This is a genomic window from Pseudomonas sp. LBUM1676 (genome assembly GCF_059695605.1).
Genome location: NZ_CP166777.1, coordinates 149,417 through 175,512 on the forward strand (window position 1 = coordinate 149,417; position 26,096 = coordinate 175,512).

Below are 26,096 nucleotides of genomic sequence, written 5' to 3' on the forward strand. Positions count from 1 at the left end.
TTGAGAGGAGTGCCCGATGAGCCAGTTATCATCTGCGCGACAAGAATTTGAAACCGTTTTACAACCACTGACGAGCGTGCCGCTGGAGCGTGAACTGCCGTTCGGTCAGCGTTTGTGGCAACAGGGCTGGATTCGTAAAAGCCTGATCCTGATTTTGCTGGCGGTACTGTGGGAAGTGGTTGCCCGAATCCAGAACAACGACCTGCTGCTGCCGAGTTTTCTGCAAACCTCGAGCGCGTTGTATGACGGTCTGCTCAGTGGCGAGTTGCTGGGCAAGGTGTGGATTTCTTTGGTGGTGTTGCTCAAGGGTTACCTGATCGGCATCGTGCTGGCGTTTGCCCTGACGACCCTGGCGGTGTCGACGCAGTTCGGTCGCGACCTGCTGAGTACGCTGACCTCGATGTTCAACCCGCTACCCGCCATTGCGCTGTTGCCGCTGGCGCTGCTGTGGTTTGGCTTGGGGCAGAACAGCCTGATTTTCGTGCTGGTGCATTCGGTGCTCTGGGCGTTGGCGTTGAACACCTATGCCGGGTTTCTCGGCGTATCGGAAACCCTGCGAATGGCCGGGCGCAACTACGGTTTGAAGGGCATGCGTTTCGTATTGTTCATCCTGATCCCGGCGGCGCTGCCGTCGATCCTCGCCGGGTTGAAAATCGGCTGGGCGTTTGCCTGGCGCACGTTGATCGCCGCTGAACTGGTGTTTGGTGCAACCAGCGGCAAGGGCGGGTTGGGGTGGTACATTTTTCAGAATCGTAATGAGTTGTATACCGACAAGGTGTTTGCTGGTTTGGCGGTGGTGATTTTGATCGGGTTGCTGGTTGAGAATCTGGTGTTTGATACGTTGGAGCGGGTGACGGTGAAGCGGTGGGGGATGCAGCGGTGAGATAAAATCTCCCGCGCCTATCTCCTTTGTCGAATGCTCATTCCCGAGTTTGACAGACCATCTATCCGATCCAGTGCTGGTCGTTGAAGTCGGGCGTAATGCCTTATCTCCGGAAAACCTACTCCAACGGTTACGGTATCAATAGGGTCTATTGAGGATGATATGTACGCTTCAAATTCAGGTAACGGCCTTGAGAACAACGCAGGATCTTGTCTTGAGTAAGCGGGCGGTCTTTGACCAGCGGTTGCGGGCAACATCGTTGAGCTGTTGAGAGGAAATGAAGGCGCAGCTCCCGGGGCGCGATGAGAGGAGTATGGATCGAAGTAAGCAGGGGGGCTGTTGCTAGGTCTTCTGAAGGGAGCTTCGTACCATCCTGCATGGCTGCGCTTGCGCCAGGGTTGAGAACTATCAGAACTGCTAGGGTGCAGCATGAGACAGCGCAGCGTTAAGGTTCGCTGGTTCGCTGGTTCGCTGGTTCGCTGGTTCGCTGGTTCGAATCGAATCGAAGCAACGGCGACATCGCAGTCGCCGTTCAACTCAATCCTTGGACGACAGATCCGCCATGCCCTTGAGCAATTCGATCGGCAGCGGAAAGACGATGGTAGAGCTCTTGTCCCCGGCGATCGAACTCAGCGTCTGCATGTAGCGCAGCTGCATGGCCCCGGGCTGACGACCGAGCATTTCTGCGGCCTGCATCAGTTTTTCCGACGCTTGCAGTTCGCCTTCGGCATGAATCACTTTGGCCCGGCGCTCCCGTTCGGCTTCGGCTTGCTTGGCAATGGCGCGGACCATCGATTCGTTGAGGTCCACGTGCTTGATCTCGACGTTGGCAACCTTGATGCCCCAGGCGTCGGTCTGGGCGTCGAGCACTTGCTGGATATCGACGTTCAAGCGCTCGCGTTCGGCCAGCAGTTCATCCAGTTCGTGTTTACCGAGCACCGCCCGCAACGTGGTCTGGGCCAGTTGGCTGGTGGCCATGAGGAAGTCTTCAACCTGGATGATCGCCTTCTGCGGATCGAGGACGCGGAAGTACAGCACCGCGTTGACCTTGACCGAGACGTTGTCGCGGGTGATCACATCTTGCGGCGGCACGTCCAGGACCACCGTACGCAAGTCGACGCGGACCATCTGTTGGACCACCGGAATCAGCAGGATCAGGCCGGGACCCTTGACCTGCCAGAAACGCCCGAGCTGGAACACCACCCCGCGTTCGTATTCGCGCAGGATACGAAAGGTCGACCCCGCCAGTGCAATCAGCAGCAACAGCAGCGCGGCAAAACCCAGTTGCAGACCCATGACTATTCTCCACCCGGTGCCGCGTCAGCCGCGGCCACTTCCAACAGCAGTCCCTTGCGTGCCACCACGCGGACACGTTGCCCGGGTTGCAGCGGTGTGGTGCTGAGTACCTGCCACTTTTCGCCTTGCAGGTGCACCCAGCCGTTGTAGGCATTGCCGGCAAGCGACATCACCGGCGTCACGCTGCCAACCAGGCCTGAATCGCCACTGACCGTGTCGCGCGGTCGGGTTTTCAGTGCGCGGATCAGCAGGAAAATCAGCAACAGGGCACTGATCAAGCCCAGGCCGATCATCAACGGCACCGGCACCTCGGTGTTGGTCAGAATCACCGCACCGATCACGAACAACACAATGCCGCCCAAACCGATCACGCCGTAGTTGGGCAAGGCGGCCTCGGCGATCAGAAACGCGATGCCGAAGGTGATCAGCCAGATCCCGATCGGGTTGGGCGCCAGCAGCACGACCGTGTCCGCGGCGCAGACTGATCCGCTCAAGGCCAACAACAGCGCAACCGCACAGCAACGAATGTTCACTTGACCCTCCGGTAGGAGCAAGCTGGCTCGCGATGAACCTGAGAGCACCATGCTGATTCAGGCAGTCCGCGTTAGCTCATCACTTCATACAGTCTAGCCGAGCTGCGACTTGTACGAATTTTGATCAATTGTTGACCTTGGCCGGTGGGCAGATTTCCCTCTGGATTGCACCAGCGGGCCTAGACTTTTAATACTGAGAAAAGTGTTAACCATCGTCCACCAGACACTGTCTGCGGACATCGAGGTGCATCATGCGTATGGCAAGAACCGTGCAGAAAAGCCTGGAGAAGGCTCAATGCGAATATGACATCGTCACCCACCCACACTCGGCCAGCAGCCTCGAAACGGCGCGGGTCGCGGGCATTCCTGCCGAGCGGGTGGCCAAGTCGGTCATCCTCGACGATCACCATGGTCATTACTTGATGGCGGTGCTCCCCGCCAGCCGCCACCTGGACCTGAGCAAAGTTCGCAGCAGTGGCGAATGGCAGGTCTCACGGGAAAGCAATCTGCCGCACCTGTTTGACGATTGCGAACGCGGCGCTGTGCCCGCCCTGGGTGAGGCCTATGGGATCGACGTGGTTATCGATCCTCTGCTGACCCGGCAGAAAGATATTTATCTGGAAGCCGGCAACCACACCAACCTGGTGCACATGAACATGCCGGAGTTTCTGAAAATGGTGCCGCATGCCGAAGTGCGGGAGTTGAGTGCTTGAGATTTGCGTCAGTTGTATCGCCTTCGCGGGCAAGTCGGATCGCCGCACCGCTCGCTCCTACGGATTTATGTCGTCTACGAATATTGCGCACGACGCTGAACCTGTAGGAGCGAGCGGTGCGGCGATCCGACTTGCCCGCGATCGACTGCAAATTAGCCCCCCAAATATGCGTCATAAAAAGGAGCCACGACATGCAACCCCCAACCCACAGCCTGCCCTCGCTTTTCAAACAACTCGGCCTGCCTGATGACGCCGAGAGCATCGATAAATTCATTGCCACGCATTCACCGCTTAAGCCGGAATTGCATCTGGCTGATGCGTTTTTCTGGAGCGAGAGCCAGGCGGAGCTTTTGCGTGACGAGATTCTGGATGACGCGGATTGGGCGGAGGTGGTGGATCAGCTGGATGTGCTACTGAGGAAGGGGCGAGGAGTATAAATCTGATAGAAGGTATTTTTCCCGATTGTCCAAAGAGAGAAAAAAGACCAGAATTAAGACCTTATTTGAGGTCTTAATTATGCAAAATGTACTTGCCGACATGGCCGTTAGTGTTTCCGAGTTGAAGAAAAACCCATCTGCGGTCCTGAGCGGTGCGCTTGGTGGGCCTGTAGCGGTGCTGAATCACAATCGAGTTATGGGATACATGGTTCCCGCGGATGTTTTCGAACGAATGGTCGAGCGTCTAGATGACCTTGAACTGGCAGAAATCGTTCGTTCTCGCCGTCATGAAACGCCGATTCCGGTAACACTGGATGACTTATAAGCTCGAATTCCTGCCATCGGCTCGTAAAGAGTGGGACAAGTTGGGGCATACGGTGCGTGATCAATTCAAAAAGAAACTGGCGGAAAGACTGGAGCTCCCTCGAATACCATCCGACTCGCTGCACGGCATGCCTGACTGCTACAAAATTAAGCTGAAATCATCGGGATACCGACTTGTTTACGAGGTTATCGATGAGCGTGTAGTTGTTTCTGTCGTCGCGGTTGGGAAGCGCGAGCGCAGCGATGTTTATGAGCGTGCCAAGAAACGGTGAATTCTTCTAAATGGTCAGCGCAAATTTGTTACAAAACTTGACCAACTTTCCCTTCGAATGTCATATTGATAGTTAGCAAACTAACAGTGTGTATTTTCCTTCGTGCCGAAGAACCTCGACGCTCTCCAGATGAACATCAGCAGCTCCATGGTGGTGGCCGCCAGGCATTGGCGAAAGATCTGCCAGACCACGCTGGTCAACTATGGAATCTCCGAAGCCTGTGCCGTCCCGTTGTTGATGATCGGGCGTCTGGGCGAGGGCGTGCGGCAGGTGACAGTGGCGCAGGCGGCGGGGATGGAGAGTCCGTCCCTGGTGCGCCTGCTGGATCAACTGTGCCATGCCGGTTACGTCTGCCGTACAGCAGATACCCATGACCGGCGCGCCAAATGCCTGAGCCTGACCGAGAGCGGTCGGGAGTTGGTACAGGCGGTGGAAATCGAATTGGTGCGCTTGCGTCACGAGGTGCTCGAAGGCATCGAACAGAGTGATCTGGAAGCGGCACTGCGGGTTCTCAAGGCGTTTGAATCGGCCAATGACTCACCGGTGGCCCATTCTTGAACGGTTTTTTCACCGGCATGCCCCCGGCGCGGGACTGGTTCTACGGTGTGCGCACGTTCGCGGCATCGATGATCGCGTTGTACATCGCCATGCTCATGCAAATGCCCCGTCCCTATTGGGCAATGGCCACGGTCTATATCGTCTCCAGTCCCTTTGTCGGCCCCACCAGCTCCAAGGCCCTGTACCGGGCTGTCGGCACCCTGCTTGGCGCTGCCGCCGCGGTATTTTTCGTGCCGATGTTTGTCCAGAGTCCTTATGTGCTGGTGGTGGTCATCGCGCTGTGGACCGGAATCTTGCTGTTTTTGTCCCTGCACCTGCGCACCGCCAACAGTTATGCCCTGATGCTCGCCGGTTATACCTTGCCGCTGATTGCCTTGCCGGTGGTGGATAATCCGCTGGCGGTGTGGGACGTGGCTGAATCGCGGACCGAAGAAATCTTCCTCGGCATCGCCGTAGCGGCGGTGGTGGGCGCGATGTTCTGGCCAAGACGGCTGGCGCCGGTGTTCAACGACTCGGTAAACAAATGGTTTGCCGATGCCTCGACCTACAGCCTTCGATTCCTCAGTCGCAGCGTACAGCCGGACGAGGTCAGCGCCCTGCGCTCATCGATGGTCGCGACTTTCAACACCCTGGAATTGATGATCGGCCAGCTGCCCCATGAAGGTGCGCGACCGCAAACCGTGCGCAATACCAAGGAGTTGCGCGGGCGCATGATTCACCTGTTGCCGGTGATTGACGCGCTCGACGACGCGCTTTACGCCCTCGAACGACGTACGCCGGAGCTCGTGGCCAGGTTTGCGCCGCTGCTGACGGCGACTACCGAATGGCTGGACCACAAAGAGGCCGACCTCGGCCGTTGGCAAGCACTGAAAAATCAGCTTGAAGCGCTGCAACCCTCAGCCGAAGCCTTGGACGATCGCAAGCAACTGCTGTTTTCCAACGCCCTGTACCGCCTCGGTGAGTGGATCGATTTGTGGCAGGACTGCCGCAGCCTGCAATACGCCATCCAGTGCGAAAACCAGGACAGTTGGCGCGCGGTGTATCGGCACTGGCGGCTCGGGCGGTTGTCGCCGTTTCTCGACCACGGTTTGATGCTCTACTCGGCGGCGTCCACGGTGACTGCGATCATTGTCGCGTCGGTGCTGTGGATCCTGCTTGGCTGGACCGACGGCGGCGCCGCAGTGATTCTGGCAGCGGTGGCGTGCAGCTTCTTTGCCTCGATGGACGACCCGGCACCGCAGATCTACCGGTTCTTTTTCTGGACGGCGATGTCGGTGTTGTTCGCCAGCCTCTATCTGTTTCTGATCCTGCCCAACCTGCATGACTTCCCGATGCTGGTGCTGGCGTTCGCCGTACCCTTTATCTGCATCGGTACCCTGACGGTAAAGCCGCAGTTTTATCTGGGCATGCTGCTGACCCTGGTCAACACCTCGTCCTTCATCAGCATTCAGGGCGCATACGACGCGGATTTCCTCAGCTTCGCCAACTCCAACCTGGCCGGCCCCGTGGGCTTGCTGTTCGCCTTTGTCTGGACCCTGATCGCGCGGCCGTTTGGTGCTGAACTGGCGGCCAAGCGCCTGACCCGTTTCAGCTGGCGCGACATCGTTAGCCTCACCGAGCCGGCCTCGTTGGCCGAACACCGGCAATTGGGCGTGCAGATCCTCGATCGCCTGATGCAGCATTTGCCGCGCCTGGCCATGACCGGCCAGGACACCGGCATCGCGTTGCGCGAAGTGCGCGTGGCGCTGAACCTGCTCGACCTGCTCGCCTATACGCCGCGCGTGGCTGGCTTGCCGCAGGTGCTGCTGCAGCAGGTGGTGGCCGAAGTCGGCGAGTACTTCAAGGCGTGCCTCAAGGCCGGCGAACGCTTGCCGGCGCCAAGCCCGTTGCTGATGACCCTCGACCGCACCCGTCGCGCCCTCGACACGCAGTGCGATGACGGCGCCCGTCTGCATTTGCTGCACGCCCTGAGCGGCTTGCGCCTGGCCCTGCTGCCGGGGGTGGAGTTCGTCGGCGCAGGCGAACTCGAAGAACCGTTGCCCCATGGCATCGATGGAGCACCTTTATGATCGGTGATCTGGATATCAGCGGGGTGTTCCTGCCGACGCTGCTGGTGCTGATGGGTATTACGTATGTGTTGTACCTGTTGGTGCACGGGGGGCTCACGCGCCTGCACTTTTACCGTCTGGTCTGGCACCGGGCATTGTTCAACGTGGCTCTCTACGCTTTGCTGCTCGGCGCAGTGGACTCACTCAGTCGATACCTGATGACATGAAAAAACCGTTTCTGACCATCGGTCGCGTGGTCCTGACCCTGCTGATCGTGACTTTCGCCGTTGTCGTGGTCTGGCGCATGGTGATGTATTACATGTTCGCGCCCTGGACCCGTGACGGGCACATCCGTGCCGATATCGTGCAAATCGCCCCGGACGTCTCCGGGCTGATCCAGCAGGTCGAGGTGCGCGACAATCAGTTGGTGAAACGTGGCCAGGTGCTGTTCAGCATCGATCAGGACCGTTTCAAGCTGGCCTTGCGCCAGGCCAAGGCGGCAGTCGCCGACCGTCAGGAAACCCTGGCCCAGGCACAACGGGAAGCCAAACGTAACCGCGGCCTCGGCAATCTGGTGCCGGGCGAACAACTGGAAGAAAGCCAATCCAGAGTCGCCCGCGCCGCCGTGGCGCTGATGGAAGCCCAGGTCGCCGTCGACAGCGCCCAGCTCAACCTCGACCGTTCGACCATCCGCAGCGCGGTGGATGGCTACGTCAACGACCGTGCGCCGCGCAATCAGGAGTTCGTCACTGCAGGGCGCCCGGTGTTATCGGTGGTGGACAGCAATTCGTTCCACATCGACGGCTATTTCGAAGAGACCAAGCTGGATGGCATTCACGTCGGTCAGAGCGTCGATATCCGGGTGATCGGTGACCGTGCGCGCCTGCGCGGGCACGTAGAAAGTATCGTCGCCGGCATCGAAGACCGCGACCGCAGCAGCGGCAGCAACCTGTTGCCCAACGTCAACCCGGCGTTCAGTTGGGTGCGCCTGGCCCAGCGGATTCCGGTGCGGATTGCCTTCGACGAGGTGCCGGCGGACTTCCGCATGATTGCCGGACGTACGGCCACGGTGTCGATCATGGACGATCAAACCCGGGAGCCCGCGCAATGAGCAGGGCTGCGGGGTTGGCGGTCGCCGGATTCGGGCTTTTGCTCTCGGCCTGCCAGGTGGTCGGGCCGGACTATCAATTGCCGGAGGAAGCCGCCATCCACCGTGAAGACCTGCAGGGTGAGTTGGCTGTGAACGGCAAGAGTGTCGTCTCCGCACCGGTCCCCGGCGATTGGTGGCGGTTGTACCAGGATCCGCGCCTGGACCAATTGGTGCAGCAGGCCATGGCGTCCAATACCGACCTGCGGGTGGCGGCGGCGAATCTGTCCCGGGCCCGCGCACAGGTCGACGAAGCCCAGGCAGCGGGCGGCTGGAGCGGCGGCGTGAAGATCGGCGCCCAGCGCTTGCAGGAGTCCGGCGAAGCCTTCCTGTTACCGGAGAAAGTGCCGGTGGCCAACGTCGGCGACGTCGGCATTACCACTTCGTATCAATTTGACCTGTTCGGTACGCTGCAGCGCGGGATCGAAGCGGCCAAGGCCAATGCCGATGCCACTCAGGCCGCTGCGGATACGGCCCGGATCACCCTGGTGGCCGATGTCGTTCGGGCCTACACCCAGGTCTGCGCGGCCAACGAAGAGCGGGAAATCGCCCAGCACTCCCTCGATCTGCAGGCCCAGGGCACCGCGCTGATCCAGCGATTGCGTGATGCCGGGCGTGGCGATGAAACCCAGGTCACCCGCTCGCAAACCCAATTCAAATCCTTGCGCGCCGACATGCCGCGCTATGACGCGGCGCGTCAGGCCGGGTTGTTCCGGTTATCGATGCTGCTGGCCAAACCGCTGGATCAGCTGCCGGCCGGCACCGACAGCTGCGCCGAGCTGCCGAAAATCGCGCAATTGCTGCCAGTGGGTGACGGCGCCACCTTGCTCAAACGCCGTCCCGACATTCGCCAGGCCGAGCGCCGGCTGGCGGCCGCGACGGCCGGCATCGGTATCGCCACCGGCGAGTTGTACCCGGACATCAGCATCGGCGCGAGCGTCGGTACTGTCGGCATCCTGGAGAACCTCGGCAAACCGGCGACCAATCGCTGGGGCTTCGGCCCTTTGCTGACCTGGACCGTGCCATCCAATGGCTCCCGGGCGCGGATCCGTGAGGCGCAAGCGGTGACCCAGGGTGCGCTGGCGCATTTCGACGGCGTGGTGCTCAACGCCATCCGCGAGACCCAGACCGGCCTGGCCCAGTACTCGGCATTGTTGCAGCGCCGCGATGCATTGGCGGATGCAGAACAGTCGGCGCAACTGGCCGCAGACCAGACCCACCGCTTTTTCACTGCCGGTCGCGCCTCGTTCCTGGCCGATCTGCAGGCCACGCGCACTTATACCGACGTACGGGCGCAACTGGCCGCCGCCAACACCCAGGTTGCCATGAGCCAGATCGATTTGTTCCTGGCATTGGGCGGTGGCTGGGAAAGCGGACGAACGCAAGCCTCGAACCCCGGCAAACCCTGAGGCCGTTGCTATGCTTTGATTTGATGAGATCGCTCGTCGAACTCATCGATCAAGGCTCGCGTTGGTCATGGGGATACCAATAATGAAAAACCCTTATGCTCCCGGCTTCTGGTGCGCTATTGCGGCGTTGGTGCTGCTCTCGGCCACTTATTTCTACGGCATCATGCTGGCCCATCAAATCGATAAGGCGCTGTTTTTCCTCGACAGCGCGGCTGCGCTGATTGCCGTGATGGCTATCGTGGTGGTGGCCTGGGCGTCGGTCCAGAGTCAGCGCATCAAGAAAAGACAATGTGAACAAGGCAAGACCCTGGTGCTGATCTGGGACACCAAGGTGGCTTTGCGTCGCGTCGAAACGGTGTTTGACCGGTATTTCTGGGGCAGCTACTGGCAACCGGGGCGCACGTTCCAGGAGGTCATGGGCGAACTCACTGGTACGCCGCTGGAAAAAAGCCTTGAAGCGCTGAAAAAGCAATGTCTGGAGCTGGACAAGCAGATCGCCGAAGACGGCCGACACTGGCTCAACAACGCCCGTGAACTCTCCGACGTGGCTACCGCCATGGCCCGGGAACGCTATCAACTGGATTTCTGCGACCCGCGCTCGGAAGTGACCGGCGGGGCGGTGATCAATCGGGATTTCGAGGTGTTGGTGTATACCTGGACGGCGCGGCTTAAGAGTTTTGATCATCAGCTGGATGAGATTGAGGTTCAATACTCTTGAATTGATGGTGCCCGAACTGACGCCTTCGCCGGCTTGCCGGCGAAGGCGATTTCATGTCCGCCGAAACTCTCGACCGATGCATACGGTCCATAGACACTCTTTCACCTTTAATCTTTGGGTCGCCCGGTGCGCCTGATGCTAACCTGCATTCCATTTTCAGCGGAGTCGAGCCATAACCCGTCAAGGGTTCAGGGAAGACGACCACACCTTCAACAACGGACATTGACTGGGTAATTCATGAATAAATCAGCAGGCGTGCTTCTGGGAATTGTCGTGGCCATCGGTGCAATCAGCGCTGGCGGTGCCTGGTACACCGGTACCAAGCTCGAAGGCGTGCTCAACACCTCGATCGCCGACGCCAACAAGGAATTGCAGGCCGCGCTGGTGGGTTCCAACGGCACGGCGTCGCTGGAACTGGTGTCGCTGGAGCGTAATGTGTTCAGCAGCGTCGCGCACTATCGCCTCAAGGGTGAAGGCGAGCTGTTTGGCGAAGCGCCGGTCGAACTGTTATTCGTCGATCACATCGAGCACGGTCCGCTGCCATTTTCGCGCCTGGTGTCGCTGAAGTGGCTGCCGGTCATGGCCACCAGTCACTACGAGCTGGAAAGAACCCCGGCCACCGAAAAATGGTTCATTGCCGCCAAGGACAAATCTCCGGTCACGGGCGTGGTCAACATCGGCTATGACAACTCCACCAACGGCACCCTGCAATTGCTGCCGCTGGACGTAGCCCTGGATGACAAGTCCAACCTGAAATTTTCCGGCCTGAATCTCGACGTCGCTGCCAGCGCCCAGGCGCAGAAGGTCAAGGCCAACGGCTACATGGACAGCTTGACACTGACCACCGTGGCTGAAGACCAGACGCCGGTGAAGATCGAACTGAGCGGTCTGACCCTGGCCAGCAACCTGGCAAAAAGCACCTACGGCTACTACACCGGCGAAAACACCCTTGAACTGACCGATAGCAAAACCACCTTCGGCGCCCGGCAGTCGATACTCGGGTTGAAGAAATTCGAGATGAAAAACAAGACCGAGGAATTGGACACCAACGCCTCAGGGCGTGCCGATTACAAGGTTGGCGAAGTGTCCTTCAACGGCAAGACGGTCGGCTCTGCGCAAATGGCCATGAGCCTGAAGAACCTCGACATCCCCGCGACCCTGTCGCTGATGCAGATTTACCAGACCAAACTGCAACCGTACGAGAAAGCCGCCGCCGAAGCCGCTGCCGCCGGTCAACCCGTGCCAGAGCTGGTCCTGACCCCGGCCGAAGAGATCCAGGTCAAAGCCGGCCTGGAGAAATTGCTGGCTGCCGGTCCGCAGGTTGCCCTGGAAAATCTGTCGTTTCACACCACCAACGGTGAAAGCCGCGCCAATCTGGTGCTCGATCTGACCAAGCCGAAGTCCATGGACTTGCCGCCTGAGCAGCTGACCCGGCAACTGATCGCCCTGCTGGACTTCAATTTACAGGTGTCCAAGCCGATGCTCGTTGATTTACTTAGCGTCCAGGGGCAAATCGACGGTCAGACCGACACCAAACTCATCGCCGACCAGGCCACCGCCACCGCCGACATGTTCGCCAGCATGGCGGTCGGTACCCAGCTGGCAAAACTCGAAGGCAGTAGCATCGTCACCAAACTGCACTACGCTAACAACCAGGTGGAGTTCAACGGGCAGAAGATGACCGTCGAAGAATTTGCCGGCTTCGTGATGAGTAAACTTGGGGGCACTGGCACTATCCAGTAAAACCGGGGCTTACACACCGAACGCCCGGCCTCTGCTACTAGCAGACGTCGGGCGTTTTGCTGTCTGGCTTTTAAGACGGGACGATGGACGACGCCTGCAATTTCACGAATCTGAACAATTATTGTGTTCCCAATAACCCAGCGAGCTCGCATGCAAGACTGCCTTTAAATAAAGTTTGGCTGGGTCAACTGGACCAGCTTTCCGTTACGAAAGGGCGAAGAGGGCATTGCGGCCCGGCTGGCCATGTAAGGATGCTGACGAATGCCGAGTATTGTTGCCCCCTTTGTTCATCGTGGTATGCGACCTCTGTTTCGCGTCGCGCTGTGCAGCCAGTTGTTGTGGCCAATGTTAGCGTTTGCCGATACCCCTTACGACGAAATGGTGCTTGATGCCCGAGCTGGTCACTACACGCCTGCGCTAACCGCGTTGCGTCAGGTGCCGCCGGGCCAAGCCACCACCAGCCAGATCAGCGATCACTTGCAGATCGCCAGTTGGGCCGGTCTGGATGCCGAAGTCATCAAGGTTTATGAAACCCAGGGGCGCACGCTGGACCTGCCGGTTCAAGCCCTGACCGCCACTGCGCGGGCCTACCGCAACCAGAAGCGCTGGGACGATGCGACCCGGGTCTACAACAAGGCCCTGGCCCTCGAACCGGACAACCAGGAATTGCAACTGGGGCTGGCGCTGACCCAGGCCGACTCCAGCAAGCCCGACGACGCGGTGACGCGCGCCCGAGCACTGGTGGCTGCCCAACCCAACGACGTCAACCGCCGCATGGCTCTGGGCTACGCCTTGAACCGTGCCGGTAAAGAGTACGACTCGTTGTTCGAATACGATCAGGCGTTTGTCCGTGCCGGTAACAAGCCGGAAGTCGCCAAGGAGTACGTGGGTGCGATGCAGCGTGCCCACCTGCCGGAACCGGCCTTGCGCCTGGCCCGTCAGCGGCCCGGCTTGATCGATCCGGTCACGACACGTCACCTCGAAGGTGACCTGGCTGCGGAACGCGTGCGTCTGGCGGAAATGCCTACCCGTAGCGAATCGGAGCGTTACGTGATCGCTGATCGGGCCCTGGCCGATTACGACAAATTGATTTCCACCTGGTCCTCGGATCCGCAGGCTCACGATGACGTGATCCGCTGGCGAATCGACCGCATGGGTGCCCTCAAGGCCCGTGCGCGCACCGACGAAGTCATCAGCGAATACCACAAGCTGCAGGCCGAAGGTGTGGAAGTTCCGACCTACGCCCAGCGTTGGGTCGCCTCGTCTTACCTGGACCAGCGCGAACCGGAAATCGCCACCGATATGTATCGGCAGATCCTGCTCACGCCGGATGCCGATCCTGGCAACCGTTTGCAAGACACCACCGCGCTTTACTATGCCTTGCTTGAAAGTGGCGAGGCGGCCGAGGCTCGTACAGTCGCCGAAGAGCTGGCCAAAGCCCAGCGACCTCGCGTCGAGCTCAAGGGTTTGCCCGGAGGCAACCCCAACGACGAATGGATGGACGCGCAACAACTCGCTGCCCAGGCCGGGACTTACAGTTCCGATCTGCCCCATGGCGAGGAGCGTCTGCAGGCCTTGGTCGAACAGGCGCCGGGCAACGTCAGCCTGCGTGTGGCTCAGGCCGATTTGTACCTGGCCCGGGGCTGGCCGCGGCTTGCCGAGAGCAAGCTCAAGGAAGCCGAGAGCATGGCCCCGCGCAACCTCTCGCTGGAAATCGCCCAGGCCCACACCGCCACGGACCTGCAGGAATGGCGGCAGGTAGATGCGCTGACCGACGACGTGCTCGCGCGTTCCCCCGAGAATCGTCAGGTGCAGCGCTTGCAACGTCAGCGTGAGGTCCATGACAAGTTCGAGCTGCGAGTAGAAGCTTTCGGCGGCAAGACTTATGGCGGCGATGACGACAACGCCGGCGCGGTCAACGGCAGTCGTGATCTCGGCATCGAAACCACCCTGTACAGCCCGCCCATCGGTGAAGACTGGCGTGTATTCGGCGGTGCCGGTTATGCCACCGGCGATTTCCAGGAAGGGACGGGCCACCATCGCTTCCAGCGCGTCGGGCTCGAACGCCGGACCCGGGACTTGACCCTGGAGGCGGAAGTCTCCAACCACTCCTATGGCTTCGGTTCCAAACAGGGCGCGCGTCTGGCGTTCGCGCATGACATCAACGATTACTGGCAGTACGGCGCCAGCCTGGAATACTTCGCAGCGGCGACGCCGTTGCGGGCCTTGAACAGCGACATCACGGCCAATGGCGGCAGCGGTTTCATTCGCTGGCGGGCCAATGAAAGTCGCGAGTGGAAATTCGCGGTCAGCCCGTCTCACTTCAGCGATGGCAACAACCGCGTCGAAGCCTTGCTCACCGGGCGCGAAGGCATCTACAGCGCACCGAACGTGCAAGTCGATCTGGGATTGGAAGTCGGCGCCAGCCACAACTCCATGTCTGACGACGTGCCGTATTTCAACCCCAAGTCCGATCTCAGCGTCCTGCCGATGGTCAGCGTCAATCACATGCTCTACCAGCGCTATGAAACACGATGGAGTCAGCAGTTCCAGGCCGGCGCAGGTACTTACACCCAGCAATATCATTCCACCGGAGGCATGGCCCTGTTGGGCTATGGCCAGCGTTACAGCTGGAACGACGTGCTGGAGGTCGGCGGTATGTTAAGCGCAATCAACCGGCCATATGACGGAGAGCGGGAAACCGATCTGCGTCTGATGGTCGATCTTACTTTCCGCTTCTAGAGGGGTTTGAAAATGGCCTTGATGTCGCGTTTCTTCCTCCTGCTGGGAGTGCTGTTGATCAGCGCTTGTGCCCAGCAGGCACCCGCGTTCTCGCCGCCGTCCGAACGTCCGGTCGTGGAGAGCGAAACCCCGTGGCCGAAAAACCATGTACTGGGCATCGCCTATCACGATGTCGATGACAAGGATCCCGACCAGGCGGTGGTGGCCGTGCGCACCGAACGCTTGCTCGAGCAGCTGGCCTGGTTGCGGGAGAACGGCTACCAGCCGGTCTCCGTCGACCAGGTTCTGGCGGCACGCAAAGTAGGCCACGACCTGCCGCCCAAAGCGGTCATGCTCAGTTTCGACGACGGTTATTCGAGCTTCTATACCCGGGTGATGCCGGTGCTGCGCGCCTATAAATGGCCTGCATTGCTGGCGCCGGTCGGAACTTGGGTCGACACCCCGGCGAACCAACCGGTGGATTTCGCCGGCATGCCGCGCAAGCGTTCGGAGTTCCTGACCTGGGATCAGGTGCGGGAGGTTTCCCAGTCCGGACTGGTGGAAATCGCTGCGCACACCGATGCCAATCACAAGGGTATCGTGGCTAACCCCCAGGGCAACCTGCAGCCGGCCGCCACTACCCGACGTTACGATCCAGTCGCCAAACGCTATGAAACCGAAGCCGAGTTCCAGGCCCGCCAGCGTGCTGACATCGCGGCGATCTCGGAGAAAATTTACAAGGTCACCGGTAAAAAGCCGCGAGTCTGGGTCTGGCCGTACGGCGCGGCGGACGGCAGCACGCTGCAAATCGTCAATGATCAGGGCTATCAGATGTCCTTGACCCTCGAAGACGGGCTCGACACTGTCGATACCCTGATGAGCAGCCCGCGTTATCTTGTTGCTGCCGACCCGGAAGGCGCGCGCTTCGCCAATAGCGTCGTCTCGGTGCAGTCGAAGAATCCAATGCGCGTCGTGCACGTAGACCTGGATAACGTCTACGACCCGGACCCGGCCCAGCAGGAAAGAAACCTGGGTAAATTGATCCAGCGCATGTCCGACATGGGCGCCAATACGGTGTTCCTGCAGGCCTTCGCCGATCCGAAGGGTGATGGCCTGGTGCATTCGCTGTACTTCCCCAACCGTCACCTGCCGATGGCCGCCGACATTTTTAACCGCGTGGCCTGGCAGTTGCACACTCGAGCCCATGTCAAAGTCTACGCCTGGATGCCAGTGCTGAGCTTTGCCCTGGATTCGAAGCTGCCGCGCGTGACGCGCTGGGACCCGGAAACCGGCACCACGTCGGTCGATCCGAACCAGTACAAACGCTTGTCGCCCTACGATCCCAACGTACGGCGCATCATTGGTGAAATCTACGAAGACCTTGCGCGCATGGCGTCGGTCGACGGCGTCCTGTTTCACGATGACGCAATAATGTCGGACTTCGAAGACGCAGGCCCCGATGCTCTCAAAGTCTATGCCGCCAATGGTCTGCCCGGCTCGATTGCCGCGCTGCGCGCCGATCCTGCCGTGATGCAGCAGTGGACGCGTTTCAAAAGCCGCTACCTGATCGATTTCACCAAGGAGTTGACGGCCAAGGTCCGCGCCATTCGTGGCCCGCAGCTGAGTACGGCGCGCAACATTTTCGCCGAGCCGATACTCAATCCCGAGAGTGAAACCTGGTACGCGCAGAATCTGGATGACTTCCTCGGTACTTACGACTGGACGGCGCCGATGGCCATGCCGTTGATGGAAAAACAGTCTTATGAAGACTCCGAAGCCTGGCTCGAGAAACTGGTCGCCACGGTCAAGGCTCGCCCCGGCGCGCTCGATCGCACCGTGTTCGAACTGCAGGCACGGGACTGGACGAAACAGGACCAGGCCGACATCGAAGGCGAACAATTGGCCGAGTGGATGCGAGTTCTGCAGCGTCAGGGCGTGACCAGTTTTGGCTACTACCCCGACAACTTCCTCGACAACCTGCCCGACCTGAAATCCGTACGGCCGGCCCTCTCCAACAAGTGGAATCCATAACATGCTGGATAGACTTCTGGCTTTACTGGTTCTGGCGATCGTCCTCGGGATTCCTCTGGGGCTGATCTTTCTGCTCACCGGACAATTCCTGATGGACTTCGTGTTCTTCTATCCACTGTTCATGTCGGGACTGTGGATCGCGGGGGGGCTGTATTTCTGGCTGCACTGGGAGCGGCACTGGCCGTGGAACGAAGACACCTTGCCGCCACCGCTGGCCGGCGAGCCGCTGATTTCGATCCTCATCCCTTGCTTCAACGAAGGTGACAACGTCACTGAAACCATCCGTGCGGCGCTGGCCCAGCAGTACCCGAACATCGAGGTCATCGCGATCAACGATGGTTCGAAGGACGACACGGGTGCCGTGCTGGACGCTTTGGCCGTGCAGGATCCGCGTCTGCGGGTACTCCACCTCGCGGAAAACCAGGGCAAGGCCGTGGCCCTGCGCATGGGCGCCATTGCAGCGCGTAGCGAGTACCTGGTGTGCATCGACGGTGATGCGCTGCTGGCACCCCATACCGCGGCTTATCTGGTCGCGCCGTTGCTCGACAACCCGCGCCTCGGTGCGGTGACCGGCAACCCGCGGATCCGTACCCGTTCGACCCTGGTCGGCCGTGTACAGGTTGGCGAGTTCTCCTCGATCATCGGTCTGATCAAACGCACCCAGCGGGTCTTCGGGCGGATCTTTACCGTCTCCGGAGTGGTCGTTGCTTTCCGTCGTACGGCCCTGCACCGGGTCGGCTACTGGAGCACGGATATGATCACCGAAGACATCGATATCAGCTGGAAGCTGCAACTGGATCACTGGAGTATTTTCTACGAGCCCCGTGCGCTGTGCTGGATCCTGATGCCGGAAACCCTGGGTGGTCTATGGAAACAGCGTCTGCGCTGGGCCCAGGGCGGCGCGGAAGTACTGTTCAAGAACATTCGCGGCATCTGGCAGTACCGTCATCGCTACCTCTGGCCGTTGCTGTTCGAATACTGCCTGTCCACCGGTTGGGCGTTTACTTTCCTGCTGTCGATAATTCTATGGCTGGTGGGTCTGTACATAGCGTTGCCGGAAGTCATCGCGGTGCCCCAAATGTGGCCACCGGCGTTTACCGGCTTGTTGCTGGCAGTGGTCTGCCTGATGCAGTTCGGGGTCAGCCTCCTGATCGATCGGCGCTACGAAAAAGGTTTGGGCAAGACCATGTTCTGGGTGATCTGGTACCCGCTGGTGTTCTGGCTGGTCAGTCTGCTCACGACGCTGGTCAGTTTCCCCAAAGTGCTGTTCCGTCTACGTCAGAAACGTGCGCGCTGGATCAGTCCGGATCGCGGCATTCGGCCGCCAGGTGCCGATGAAGAGGAGATCGTCAAATGAAAATCATCACAACCCGGCAGCGGCCAGTGCTTATCGTGGTCGATGCCTTATTCACCGTGCTGGCGTGGGCCGGATTCCTGTACTTGTTGTTCCTGGGTCTGTGGCCCTTGATCGATACCCACGAGGGGCCCCGGATTGGCCCTTCAGCGTTCGATGCCCTGGGCACCCTGCAGGTTTATTTATGGGTGGCGGTGTTCAACGCGCTGGTCCTGATCGGTTGGGCGCGTTATCAACAACGCAAAAGCAAAAGCTACGCCCAGCGTCGAATGGCGGCCCCGGTGGTTGACGATCAAGGCTTGAGCAAGACTTTCAAATTGACCCGAGAACGCCTGCATAAATTGCGCAGCCCGGGTTCGATGACCATTCACAACGATCACGATGGCGATATCACGCATGTCGTCAGCCACTTCTTCACTATCGAAACCCGGCCACCGCAAACTCTGCAGACCCTGGAGAATCCAAAAGTGATCCGTCGTCCCGGCGAAGGTGACGACAACGCAGAACCCGTGAACCGCGCCTGAACCCGCCACGTTTCCCATGCAGGCAGCAGCGCCTGCATGGGAATGCGTGGCAATGAAAGCTGGCAGTCAGCCAACATCCCGTATCAGGCGCCACGCCTCGTCCACCGGCAGCGGTTGTTTCATTCGTTCCGCGAGCATCGCCATCGCCCGTTCTTCATCGCAGGCTACAGCTGCCGCCACCACACCGTTCTTGCAAAACAGGCCGATAAAGGGCGGATGATAGGGGTCGCCCTTGAATTCGACTTCGTCCCAGGCCTCGGCATGGCCAAGGTAGTCGTAGTTTTTGCCGAAGTGCCAGGTCCAGAAAAACGGCACGTCGAGGTAATGCTCGTCGCCGCCGAGCATGTTCGCCGCCGCGATCCTCGCCTGTTGCTGTGCCAGGCGCCAATGCTCGATCCGCTGGGACTGGCCATTGAGCGGGAAGGTCGCGATGTCACCGGCGGCCCAGAGCCCATCGGTCACGCGCATACCGCCATCGACCGTCAGTGACTGATCTTTTTCCTTGGGCAGGTCGGCAAACGCTTCGGTTGCCGGGCTGACGCCAATGCCGACCAGCACCAGGTCCGCTGGCAAACGTTGACCGTCGTCCAGTTTCACCGCTTCGACCTTGTCAGTGCCTTCTATCTGCGCGGCTTCGCTATCGGTGTGAAACACCACGCCGTGGGCCACGTGCCGTGCACGAATGGCCTTGCCGACCGTGTCGCCGAACTGCTTGGCGAAGGGCACGGCATGGCGGGCCAGAACGGTGACGTCCAGACCATATTCGCGCAGGGCCGAGGCGGACTCCATGGCAATGAAACTGTCGCCGATGATCACGGCGCGCTGGCCAGGTTTCGCTGCGGCTAGAATCTGCTGCGCCTGATCCTTGGAGCGCAACACGAAAACCTGTGGCAGTTCGGCACCGGGCAGTTTGAGCGGATTGGGTGTACCGCCGGTGGCGAGCAGGGCGGCGTCATACCTCAGCGACTGACCGTCAGCCAGGCGCAGGGTTTTATTCACCGCATCCAGGCTCGCCACTTCACCCTTTACGCGCTCGATTCGCTGCTCGTGGTAGAAACGCTCATCACGCAGCGGTGGGACTTCCTCCGGCGGCATCTCACCGGCGATCACGAATTTGCTCAGCACCGTGCGGTCGTAGCCGGCGTCGGCTTCGCGGTCGATCAGCAACACGCGGCCGCCGAAGCCTTTTTCGCGCAACGCCGCTGCACCCGCCGTGCCTGCGGCACCAGCGCCGATGATCACGAACGTGCGCTCATCGTCAGCCGGCGGTGTGCTGCCGGTCGGCAGCGCCTGGTCGTCGACCCATACTTCGTCATCGCGCAGTTCCAACGGGTAGCGCTTGAGGCTGTCCAGAGACGGCGGCTCACACAATGCTCCGTCTTCGATCCGGTACGCCGCCTTGTGCCAAGGGCAAATCAAGCGCCCATTACACAGCGCGCCCTCGGCCAGTGGCGCCCCGGCGTGGGGGCATTCACCCTGGTAGGCGCGCAATTGATCGCCGACTCGCAGCAGGACGATTTTGGTCTCGCCGATCCGGACTTCCAGGCCGCGGTTCTCGGGCACATCGGCGAAACGGGCGACGCGGTGCAGGGCCATGATCGCTCTCCTGACAAACGTTTAAGTTAAGAGTCCGCGGTTTCTCCCGAGGTTCAGCCAATTGCCGCTGCCACGGTACGAACGGTCCGGCTATAGTTTGCACGCCGACCACGGCCCCACCCGAAAGATCAGTTGAAAAACACCAGCGTAGTGCGGCGTTATCACCGCTGAAGTTTTTTTTCACTTCGGCTTAACCCGAACCGGCCGGGCTGCCCGTCTCAGAGGATGAATGGATCAATTTCCTCCTGAGGTCAGCCCCCATGTCCCTCCCTCTGCATTTCCTGCGCCCGGCCACCCAGGGTTTCGCCGTCGGGTTGCTGCTGGCCATTGCCGGTTGCGGCGTTTCGTCCAAGCCTGACTCCGCCTCGGTTTCACCACCGGCTCAAGGTGCGATGAAGACTGAGGCGTTGGTGCGTAGCGAGGCGGTCATGGCTGATGCCACGATGGCCAAGCGCAGCGTGCGACCGGCACCGATCGCGGGCTATGCGCCGATGCCTGAATCTGCCCCGGCGGGTTATCGGGACGAGCAGCGTGAACAGTATCAAGCGCTGGCCGACAACCCGATTCATAGCGTGACCGAAGCGCCGGTATCGACTTTCAGCGCCGACGTCGACACCGGCGCCTATGCCAACGTCCGCCGCTTGCTCAATCAAGGACGTTTGCCGCCCGAAGGCGCAGTGCGCCTGGAGGAAATGGTCAACTACTTCCCCTACGATTACGCCTTGCCCACCGACGGCTCGCCCTTCGGTGTAACCACTGAGCTGGCGCCGTCCCCGTGGAACCCGCATACCCGATTGCTGCGCATCGGCATCAAGGCTTCGGACCGCGCAGTGGCCGAACTGGCGCCGGCGAACCTGGTGTTCCTGGTGGACGTGTCCGGCTCGATGGACCGTCGCGAAGGTTTGCCGCTGGTCAAGAGCACGCTGAAACTGCTGGTCGATCAGTTACGCGAGCAGGATCGGGTGTCGTTGGTGGTCTACGCCGGCGATTCGCGCGTGGTGCTGGAGCCGACTTCCGGACGGGAAAAAGCCAAAATTCGCAGCGCCATCGAACAATTGACCGCAGGCGGCTCCACCGCTGGGGCGTCGGGGATCGAGCTGGCTTACCAAATGGCCCAACAGGCGTTTATCCCCAAGGGTATCAACCGCATCCTGTTGGCCACCGACGGCGACTTCAACGTCGGCATCAGCGACTTCGACAGCCTCAAGCAGATGGCTGTGGATAAACGCAAGACTGGCGTGTCCCTGACCACATTGGGTTTTGGTGTGGATAACTACAATGAACACCTGATGGAGCAACTGGCCGATGCCGGCGACGGCAACTACGCCTACATCGACAACCTGCGCGAGGCGCGCAAGGTGCTGGTGGATCAGCTCGGTTCGACCCTCGCCGTCGTTGCGAAGAATGTGAAGCTGCAAGTGGAATTCAACCCGGCGCAGGTCAGCGAGTACCGACTGTTGGGCTATGAGAACCGCGCCTTGAAACGTGAGGATTTCAGCAACGACAAGGTCGATGCCGGAGAAATCGGCGCAGGACACACGGTCACTGCGTTGTACGAAATTGTGCCCAAGGGTGAGAAGGGTTGGCTGGAGCCGCTGCGATATGGGCATTCCGCAGCAGCTATCTCCGCAACGACCGGGGAATTGGCAATGTTGCGCGTGCGATATCAGTTGCCTGAGGGTGGGAATAGTCGCTTGATCGAGCGGCCGATCGTCAGTAGTGAAGCCGGTAAAGCCAGTGATGACTTGCGATTTGCGGCTGCCGTGGCAGCGTTTTCCCAGCAGCTCAAGGACGGGCGCTACACCGGCGATTTCAACCTGAAGGACACCGAAACCCTGGCCCGCGGCGCGCGGGGTGACGATCGATTCGGGTTGCGCGCAGAGTTCGTGCAACTGGTGGAGTTGGCACAAAGTCTGCGAATCTCCACCGCCTCGAATCAACAACCCAATGACCACCGGATAGAGTGAAAGAGGCCAGCGCTGACATGTCCGATTCTGAAATCAGCTCGGCCGGCGGCAGCGACGAATCGCTGCTGGCCCGCTATCGCTCGGGCGAGGGGCCGGCGTTCGAGATTTTATACGCCCGCCATCGCCAGGGACTTTATCGCTTCCTGCTCGGCCTGAGCGGCAAATCCGAACTGGCCGAAGAGGTCTACCAGGAAACCTGGTTGAGCCTGATCCGCAGCAGCAGTCAGCCACAAGGCCGGGCGAATTTTCGTACCTGGCTCTACCAGATTGCCCGCAACCGCCTGATCGATCACTGGCGCAAACACGGCATCCACAACCCCTTGCATGACAGCTATGACGAACAACTCCACGCCCTGAGCGACGAGGCGGCCGATCCCGAACAACTGCTGAGCCTGAGCCGTGACAACCAGCGTCTCGAAGCCGCCCTGCAACACCTTCCCCCCGACCAGCGCGAAGTGTTCCTGCTGCGCGCCCACGGTGACCTCGACCTGCCGCAAATCGCCACTCTCACCGAAACACCGCTGGAAACCGTCAAGAGCCGCTTGCGCTACGCCCAGCAAAAACTGCGTCGGCTACTGGCCGAGGAGGTACTGACATGACTGACGCCCGCAAAACACCGGAAGACGAAGTGCTTCAGCATTTCCGCGAGCATGGGAGCGGCGAACCACCGGCTCATCTCGATGCGTTTATCCTGGCCACAGCGCACCGGGAAGTCCCTGCGCGCAAGCCAAGCCTGTGGCAACGTTGGGTGCAAGCCTGCCAGAAACCTCGTTGGCAAGTCGCATTCGCCAGCCTCGTCGGCGTTGCCCTGATGCTTGCAGTGGTGCAGCGCACGCCGGAACAAGCGCCAAGCTACGACTTCGCCCCGGCGCCAAAGATGTCCGCGCCGGTCGCCAAAAAAGAAGCGGCGCAAGCGCCACCGTCCGTTGCCCGCTCCTTGGCTGCACCGGCCGGCGCCATGTCCGCCCCCGCGCCCATGGCGCCAATGGCCGATTTTGCCGCCCCTGCGCAGAGCGAATCGATCAACGCTGAAATGGCCGATGAAGCAAGGGTCAGCAAACGTGCAGCGGCGCCAGTAAAAACGCTGGATGAACAACTGCATGAGGTACTGCGCCTGCAAAATGCCGGTCAGACCCAAGCCGCCGATGCGCTGTTGAAAACATTGCACAAGCGTTTCCCTGGCGAAAACCTCACAGTCCGAATGAAGGAATTACAGAAAAACTGAGGTGCACAGCGGTCGTCAATTTGGCATCGACACCCGAAAGCGCGCACTATCGACCCATAGCCGATGCGTTGGAGGATGCCGTGGCAAAAAAAATCGACCGCATCGCCCAAATGCTCAATTGCCCGGTAAAGGGCGAGGAACTGCGGCGAGCAGTGACTGAGAGTCGTAAGGAGTATCTGCTGGCCAAGCAGGCAGAAGAAGCGCTTGAGGAAGGCGTCCTTGATGATGAGTTGATCGAGGACGAAGAAGGCGATGACTACGACGAGTTTGATTGGACGACGGAGTGAAAGCGGAATTGCTGGATCGATTACAGGCAGAAATCCGTGAGGCTATTGCGGCCAGTCGCAATGATCCACGCCCGGCCATTGCGGCCGACACGGTGTTTGCTGAGCTCGATGCGCTCATAGATGAGGTCGCAGCTGAGCAGGGGCGTCCATGAGGCAACTGCTTTTCTACGCACATGCACGAGATGATTTGCAGCAAATCGCGGCTCAACACGGCCCCTGTCGATTGATGCGCGAAGACGCTGAGATTGCTCAGGGGTTTTTATTGTCTTTTTTTTTCCTTTACCAGTCGTGTGTTGTCGATCTTGAGGGCTTTCCTGTTTATCAGCCTCCCTAAACAGAGCACCCACAAAAAAGCCCCAGACCCTAAGGCCTGAGGCTTTCTCGTTTCTACGTATGGTGCACCAGGCGGGATTCGAACCCACGACCACTGCCTTCGGAGGGCAGTACTCTATCCAGCTGAGCTACTGGTGCAATGCGGGCGCCATGATACTCATAAGCGGTGCGGGCGTCCATGCTGCTGAATCGCCTGCGTTTTTCGAGCCTGTAACGACCGTTTGCTACGCTGATCTGAAAATATCAGCAAATGCGGCGTTTTCGTTCTTTTTTTCGAACAGGCTATTGTCCTTTACCCCCTTTGATCCTAGGATTCGTTTGAGATTTCAAACGCTCTTGTCTGGGTGCTGAACCGCACGAGTCCAATCCGTGCGCTATTTATGTGCTTCAGCCCGGTGAATGATTTCCCTGACGGCAGCCTTTGAGGCGCCTTTCTACAATCATAATTCGCTCCGCGCTGGTCGCGGTGCTGTTAAGGAAAGCCGACATGCAGCTTAAAGACACCCAGTTGTTCCGCCAGCAAGCCTTTATCGATGGCGCTTGGGTCGATGCGGACAATGGTCAGACGATCAAGGTCAACAACCCGGCAACGGGCGAAATTCTGGGCACCGTGCCGAAAATGGGCGCTGCCGAAACCCGCCGTGCAATCGAAGCTGCTGACAAAGCGCTGCCGGCCTGGCGTGCACTGACCGCCAAGGAGCGCGCCAATAAGCTGCGTCGCTGGTTCGAACTGATCATCGAGAACCAGGACGACCTGGCTCGCCTGATGACCCTGGAACAGGGCAAGCCATTGGCCGAAGCCAAGGGCGAAATCGTTTACGCCGCTTCCTTTATCGAGTGGTTCGCCGAAGAAGCCAAGCGCATCTACGGTGACGTGATTCCGGGCCACCAGCCAGACAAGCGCCTGATCGTGATCAAGCAGCCGATCGGCGTGACCGCTGCGATCACCCCGTGGAACTTCCCGGCCGCGATGATCACCCGTAAAGCCGGCCCGGCCCTGGCCGCCGGTTGCACCATGGTGCTCAAGCCTGCTTCGCAAACGCCGTTCTCGGCTTTCGCCCTGGCTGAACTGGCCCAGCGTGCCGGCATTCCGAATGGCGTGTTCAGTGTGGTGTCCGGCAGCGCCGGCGACATTGGCAGCGAGCTGACCAGCAACCCGATCGTGCGTAAATTGTCCTTCACTGGCTCGACCGAAATCGGTCGTCAGCTGATGGCCGAATGCGCCAAGGACATCAAGAAAGTCTCCCTGGAACTGGGCGGCAACGCGCCGTTCATCGTGTTCGACGACGCGGACCTGGATAAGGCCGTCGAAGGCGCGATCATTTCCAAGTACCGCAACAACGGCCAGACCTGCGTCTGCGCCAACCGCCTGTACATCCAGGATTCGGTCTACGACGCGTTCGCCGAGAAGCTGAAAGTGGCCGTGGCCAAGCTCAAGATCGGTAACGGTCTGGAAGACGGCACCACCACCGGTCCGCTGATCGACGAAAAAGCTGTGGCCAAGGTTCAAGAGCACATTGCTGACGCCGTCAGCAAAGGCGCAACCGTGCTTGCCGGTGGCAAGGTCATGGAAGGCAACTTCTTCGAGCCGACCATTCTGACCAACGTGCCGAAGAATGCTGCCGTGGCCAAGGAAGAAACCTTCGGTCCATTGGCGCCGCTGTTCCGCTTCAAGGACGAAGCCGAAGTGATCGCGATGTCCAACGACACCGAGTTCGGTCTGGCTTCGTACTTCTATGCCCGTGACCTGGGTCGTGTGTTCCGTGTGGCTGAAGCCTTGGAATACGGCATGGTTGGCGTCAACACCGGGTTGATCTCCAACGAAGTCGCGCCGTTCGGCGGCATCAAGGCCTCGGGCCTGGGCCGTGAAGGCTCCAAGTACGGCATCGAAGATTACCTGGAAATTAAATACCTCTGCCTGGGCATCTGATAAGCCCGGCAAGGCATTGCTTCAAGCACAAAGGGCACGAGAGCGCT

General features: G+C 59.9%; 25 protein-coding genes and 1 tRNA gene. 22 read left to right on the forward strand and 4 right to left on the reverse strand.

The window, feature by feature from the left end; all coding sequences use genetic code 11:
* Positions 1-16 precede the first annotated feature (16 nt).
* Positions 17-883 (forward strand): ABC transporter permease, encoded by an 867-nt coding sequence (locus ACA041_RS00695; RefSeq protein ID WP_497439445.1) that lies wholly within the window; start codon positions 17-19, stop codon positions 881-883.
* Positions 884-1,420: 537 nt separating this feature from the next.
* Here ACA041_RS00695 and ACA041_RS00700 read toward each other — a convergent pair.
* Both ACA041_RS00700 and ACA041_RS00705 read right to left on the reverse strand, forming a co-directional pair.
* Positions 1,421-2,179 carry a slipin family protein gene (locus tag ACA041_RS00700; RefSeq protein WP_497439446.1) on the reverse strand — a complete coding sequence of 253 codons (759 nt, stop codon included), beginning with the start codon at positions 2,177-2,179 and terminating at the stop codon, positions 1,421-1,423.
* 2 nt (positions 2,180-2,181) lie between these two features.
* Complete coding sequence (locus ACA041_RS00705) at positions 2,182-2,712, reverse strand: NfeD family protein (protein ID WP_497439447.1); 531 nt, start codon at positions 2,710-2,712, stop codon at positions 2,182-2,184.
* Positions 2,713-2,963: 251 nt separating this feature from the next.
* Here ACA041_RS00705 and ACA041_RS00710 point away from each other — a divergent pair, with 251 nt between their 5' ends.
* The 15 genes from ACA041_RS00710 (at position 2,964) to pgaD (ending at position 18,711) form a co-directional block, all read left to right on the forward strand.
* Positions 2,964-3,425: an aminoacyl-tRNA deacylase gene (locus ACA041_RS00710; protein WP_497439448.1), complete on the forward strand. Its 462-nt coding sequence runs from the start codon at positions 2,964-2,966 to the stop codon at positions 3,423-3,425.
* Between the two features lie 191 nt (positions 3,426-3,616).
* Complete coding sequence (locus ACA041_RS00715; RefSeq protein WP_497439449.1) at positions 3,617-3,862, forward strand: DUF2789 domain-containing protein; 246 nt, start codon at positions 3,617-3,619, stop codon at positions 3,860-3,862.
* Positions 3,863-3,941: 79 nt separating this feature from the next.
* Positions 3,942-4,187, forward strand: a complete 246-nt coding sequence (locus ACA041_RS00720) for a type II toxin-antitoxin system Phd/YefM family antitoxin (RefSeq protein WP_497439450.1) — start codon at positions 3,942-3,944, stop codon at positions 4,185-4,187.
* Positions 4,177-4,458: a type II toxin-antitoxin system RelE family toxin gene (locus tag ACA041_RS00725; protein WP_497439451.1), complete on the forward strand. Its 282-nt coding sequence runs from the start codon at positions 4,177-4,179 to the stop codon at positions 4,456-4,458. Before ACA041_RS00720 ends, ACA041_RS00725 begins: the two co-directional genes overlap by 11 nt.
* Before the next feature lie 129 nt (positions 4,459-4,587).
* Positions 4,588-5,016 carry a MarR family winged helix-turn-helix transcriptional regulator gene (locus ACA041_RS00730; RefSeq protein ID WP_497439452.1) on the forward strand — a complete coding sequence of 143 codons (429 nt, stop codon included), beginning with the start codon at positions 4,588-4,590 and terminating at the stop codon, positions 5,014-5,016.
* Positions 5,013-7,085 (forward strand): FUSC family protein, encoded by a 2,073-nt coding sequence (locus ACA041_RS00735; protein ID WP_497439453.1) that lies wholly within the window; start codon positions 5,013-5,015, stop codon positions 7,083-7,085. The genes ACA041_RS00730 and ACA041_RS00735 overlap by 4 nt, the downstream gene beginning before the upstream one ends.
* Complete coding sequence (locus ACA041_RS00740; protein ID WP_497439454.1) at positions 7,082-7,291, forward strand: DUF1656 domain-containing protein; 210 nt, start codon at positions 7,082-7,084, stop codon at positions 7,289-7,291. The genes ACA041_RS00735 and ACA041_RS00740 overlap by 4 nt, the downstream gene beginning before the upstream one ends.
* The gene (locus ACA041_RS00745; protein ID WP_497439455.1) at positions 7,288-8,175 is read left to right on the forward strand and encodes an efflux RND transporter periplasmic adaptor subunit; all 888 of its coding nucleotides are present in this window, start codon (positions 7,288-7,290) and stop codon (positions 8,173-8,175) included. The genes ACA041_RS00740 and ACA041_RS00745 overlap by 4 nt, the downstream gene beginning before the upstream one ends.
* On the forward strand, positions 8,172-9,620 hold the full coding sequence (locus ACA041_RS00750; RefSeq protein ID WP_497439456.1) for an efflux transporter outer membrane subunit: 1,449 nt from the start codon (positions 8,172-8,174) through the stop codon (positions 9,618-9,620). Before ACA041_RS00745 ends, ACA041_RS00750 begins: the two co-directional genes overlap by 4 nt.
* Positions 9,621-9,702: 82 nt before the next feature.
* Positions 9,703-10,338, forward strand: a complete 636-nt coding sequence (locus ACA041_RS00755) for an NADH:ubiquinone oxidoreductase subunit N (RefSeq protein ID WP_497439457.1) — start codon at positions 9,703-9,705, stop codon at positions 10,336-10,338.
* A gap of 237 nt (positions 10,339-10,575) precedes the next feature.
* Positions 10,576-12,081: a YdgA family protein gene (locus ACA041_RS00760; protein ID WP_497439458.1), complete on the forward strand. Its 1,506-nt coding sequence runs from the start codon at positions 10,576-10,578 to the stop codon at positions 12,079-12,081.
* 261 nt (positions 12,082-12,342) lie between these two features.
* Positions 12,343-14,823: a poly-beta-1,6 N-acetyl-D-glucosamine export porin PgaA gene (gene pgaA, locus ACA041_RS00765; RefSeq protein WP_497439459.1), complete on the forward strand. Its 2,481-nt coding sequence runs from the start codon at positions 12,343-12,345 to the stop codon at positions 14,821-14,823.
* Between the two features lie 12 nt (positions 14,824-14,835).
* Complete coding sequence (gene pgaB / locus ACA041_RS00770; RefSeq protein WP_497439460.1) at positions 14,836-16,833, forward strand: poly-beta-1,6-N-acetyl-D-glucosamine N-deacetylase PgaB; 1,998 nt, start codon at positions 14,836-14,838, stop codon at positions 16,831-16,833.
* Position 16,834: 1 nt separating this feature from the next.
* Positions 16,835-18,190: a poly-beta-1,6-N-acetyl-D-glucosamine synthase gene (pgaC, locus tag ACA041_RS00775; RefSeq protein ID WP_497439461.1), complete on the forward strand. Its 1,356-nt coding sequence runs from the start codon at positions 16,835-16,837 to the stop codon at positions 18,188-18,190.
* Positions 18,187-18,711: a poly-beta-1,6-N-acetyl-D-glucosamine biosynthesis protein PgaD gene (gene pgaD, locus ACA041_RS00780; RefSeq protein WP_497439462.1), complete on the forward strand. Its 525-nt coding sequence runs from the start codon at positions 18,187-18,189 to the stop codon at positions 18,709-18,711. Before pgaC ends, pgaD begins: the two co-directional genes overlap by 4 nt.
* A 66-nt stretch (positions 18,712-18,777) precedes the next feature.
* On the opposite strand, the gene ACA041_RS00785 is transcribed toward pgaD, so the two are convergent.
* Positions 18,778-20,307 carry an FAD-dependent oxidoreductase gene (locus ACA041_RS00785; protein ID WP_497439463.1) on the reverse strand — a complete coding sequence of 510 codons (1,530 nt, stop codon included), beginning with the start codon at positions 20,305-20,307 and terminating at the stop codon, positions 18,778-18,780.
* A gap of 260 nt (positions 20,308-20,567) precedes the next feature.
* Here ACA041_RS00785 and ACA041_RS00790 point away from each other — a divergent pair, with 260 nt between their 5' ends.
* The 5 genes from ACA041_RS00790 to ACA041_RS00810 are packed head-to-tail and all read left to right on the forward strand — an operon-like array spanning position 20,568 to position 23,938.
* A complete protein-coding gene (locus tag ACA041_RS00790) occupies positions 20,568-22,274 on the forward strand; it encodes a vWA domain-containing protein (RefSeq protein ID WP_497439464.1) in 1,707 nt (568 codons plus the stop codon).
* 17 nt (positions 22,275-22,291) lie between these two features.
* Positions 22,292-22,873: an RNA polymerase sigma factor gene (locus tag ACA041_RS00795; RefSeq protein WP_497439465.1), complete on the forward strand. Its 582-nt coding sequence runs from the start codon at positions 22,292-22,294 to the stop codon at positions 22,871-22,873.
* Positions 22,870-23,499 (forward strand): hypothetical protein, encoded by a 630-nt coding sequence (locus ACA041_RS00800; protein WP_497439466.1) that lies wholly within the window; start codon positions 22,870-22,872, stop codon positions 23,497-23,499. Before ACA041_RS00795 ends, ACA041_RS00800 begins: the two co-directional genes overlap by 4 nt.
* Before the next feature lie 20 nt (positions 23,500-23,519).
* A complete protein-coding gene (locus tag ACA041_RS00805; RefSeq protein ID WP_497439467.1) occupies positions 23,520-23,786 on the forward strand; it encodes a hypothetical protein in 267 nt (88 codons plus the stop codon).
* On the forward strand, positions 23,783-23,938 hold the full coding sequence (locus ACA041_RS00810) for a hypothetical protein (RefSeq protein WP_497439468.1): 156 nt from the start codon (positions 23,783-23,785) through the stop codon (positions 23,936-23,938). Before ACA041_RS00805 ends, ACA041_RS00810 begins: the two co-directional genes overlap by 4 nt.
* A 242-nt stretch (positions 23,939-24,180) precedes the next feature.
* On the opposite strand, the gene ACA041_RS00815 is transcribed toward ACA041_RS00810, so the two are convergent.
* Positions 24,181-24,257, reverse strand: a tRNA-Arg gene (locus ACA041_RS00815).
* Positions 24,258-24,606: 349 nt separating this feature from the next.
* Here ACA041_RS00815 and gabD point away from each other — a divergent pair.
* Entirely contained in the window at positions 24,607-26,049 is a 1,443-nt protein-coding gene (gene gabD / locus ACA041_RS00820; RefSeq protein WP_497439469.1) for an NADP-dependent succinate-semialdehyde dehydrogenase, read from the forward strand.
* Positions 26,050-26,096: the final 47 nt, after the last annotated feature.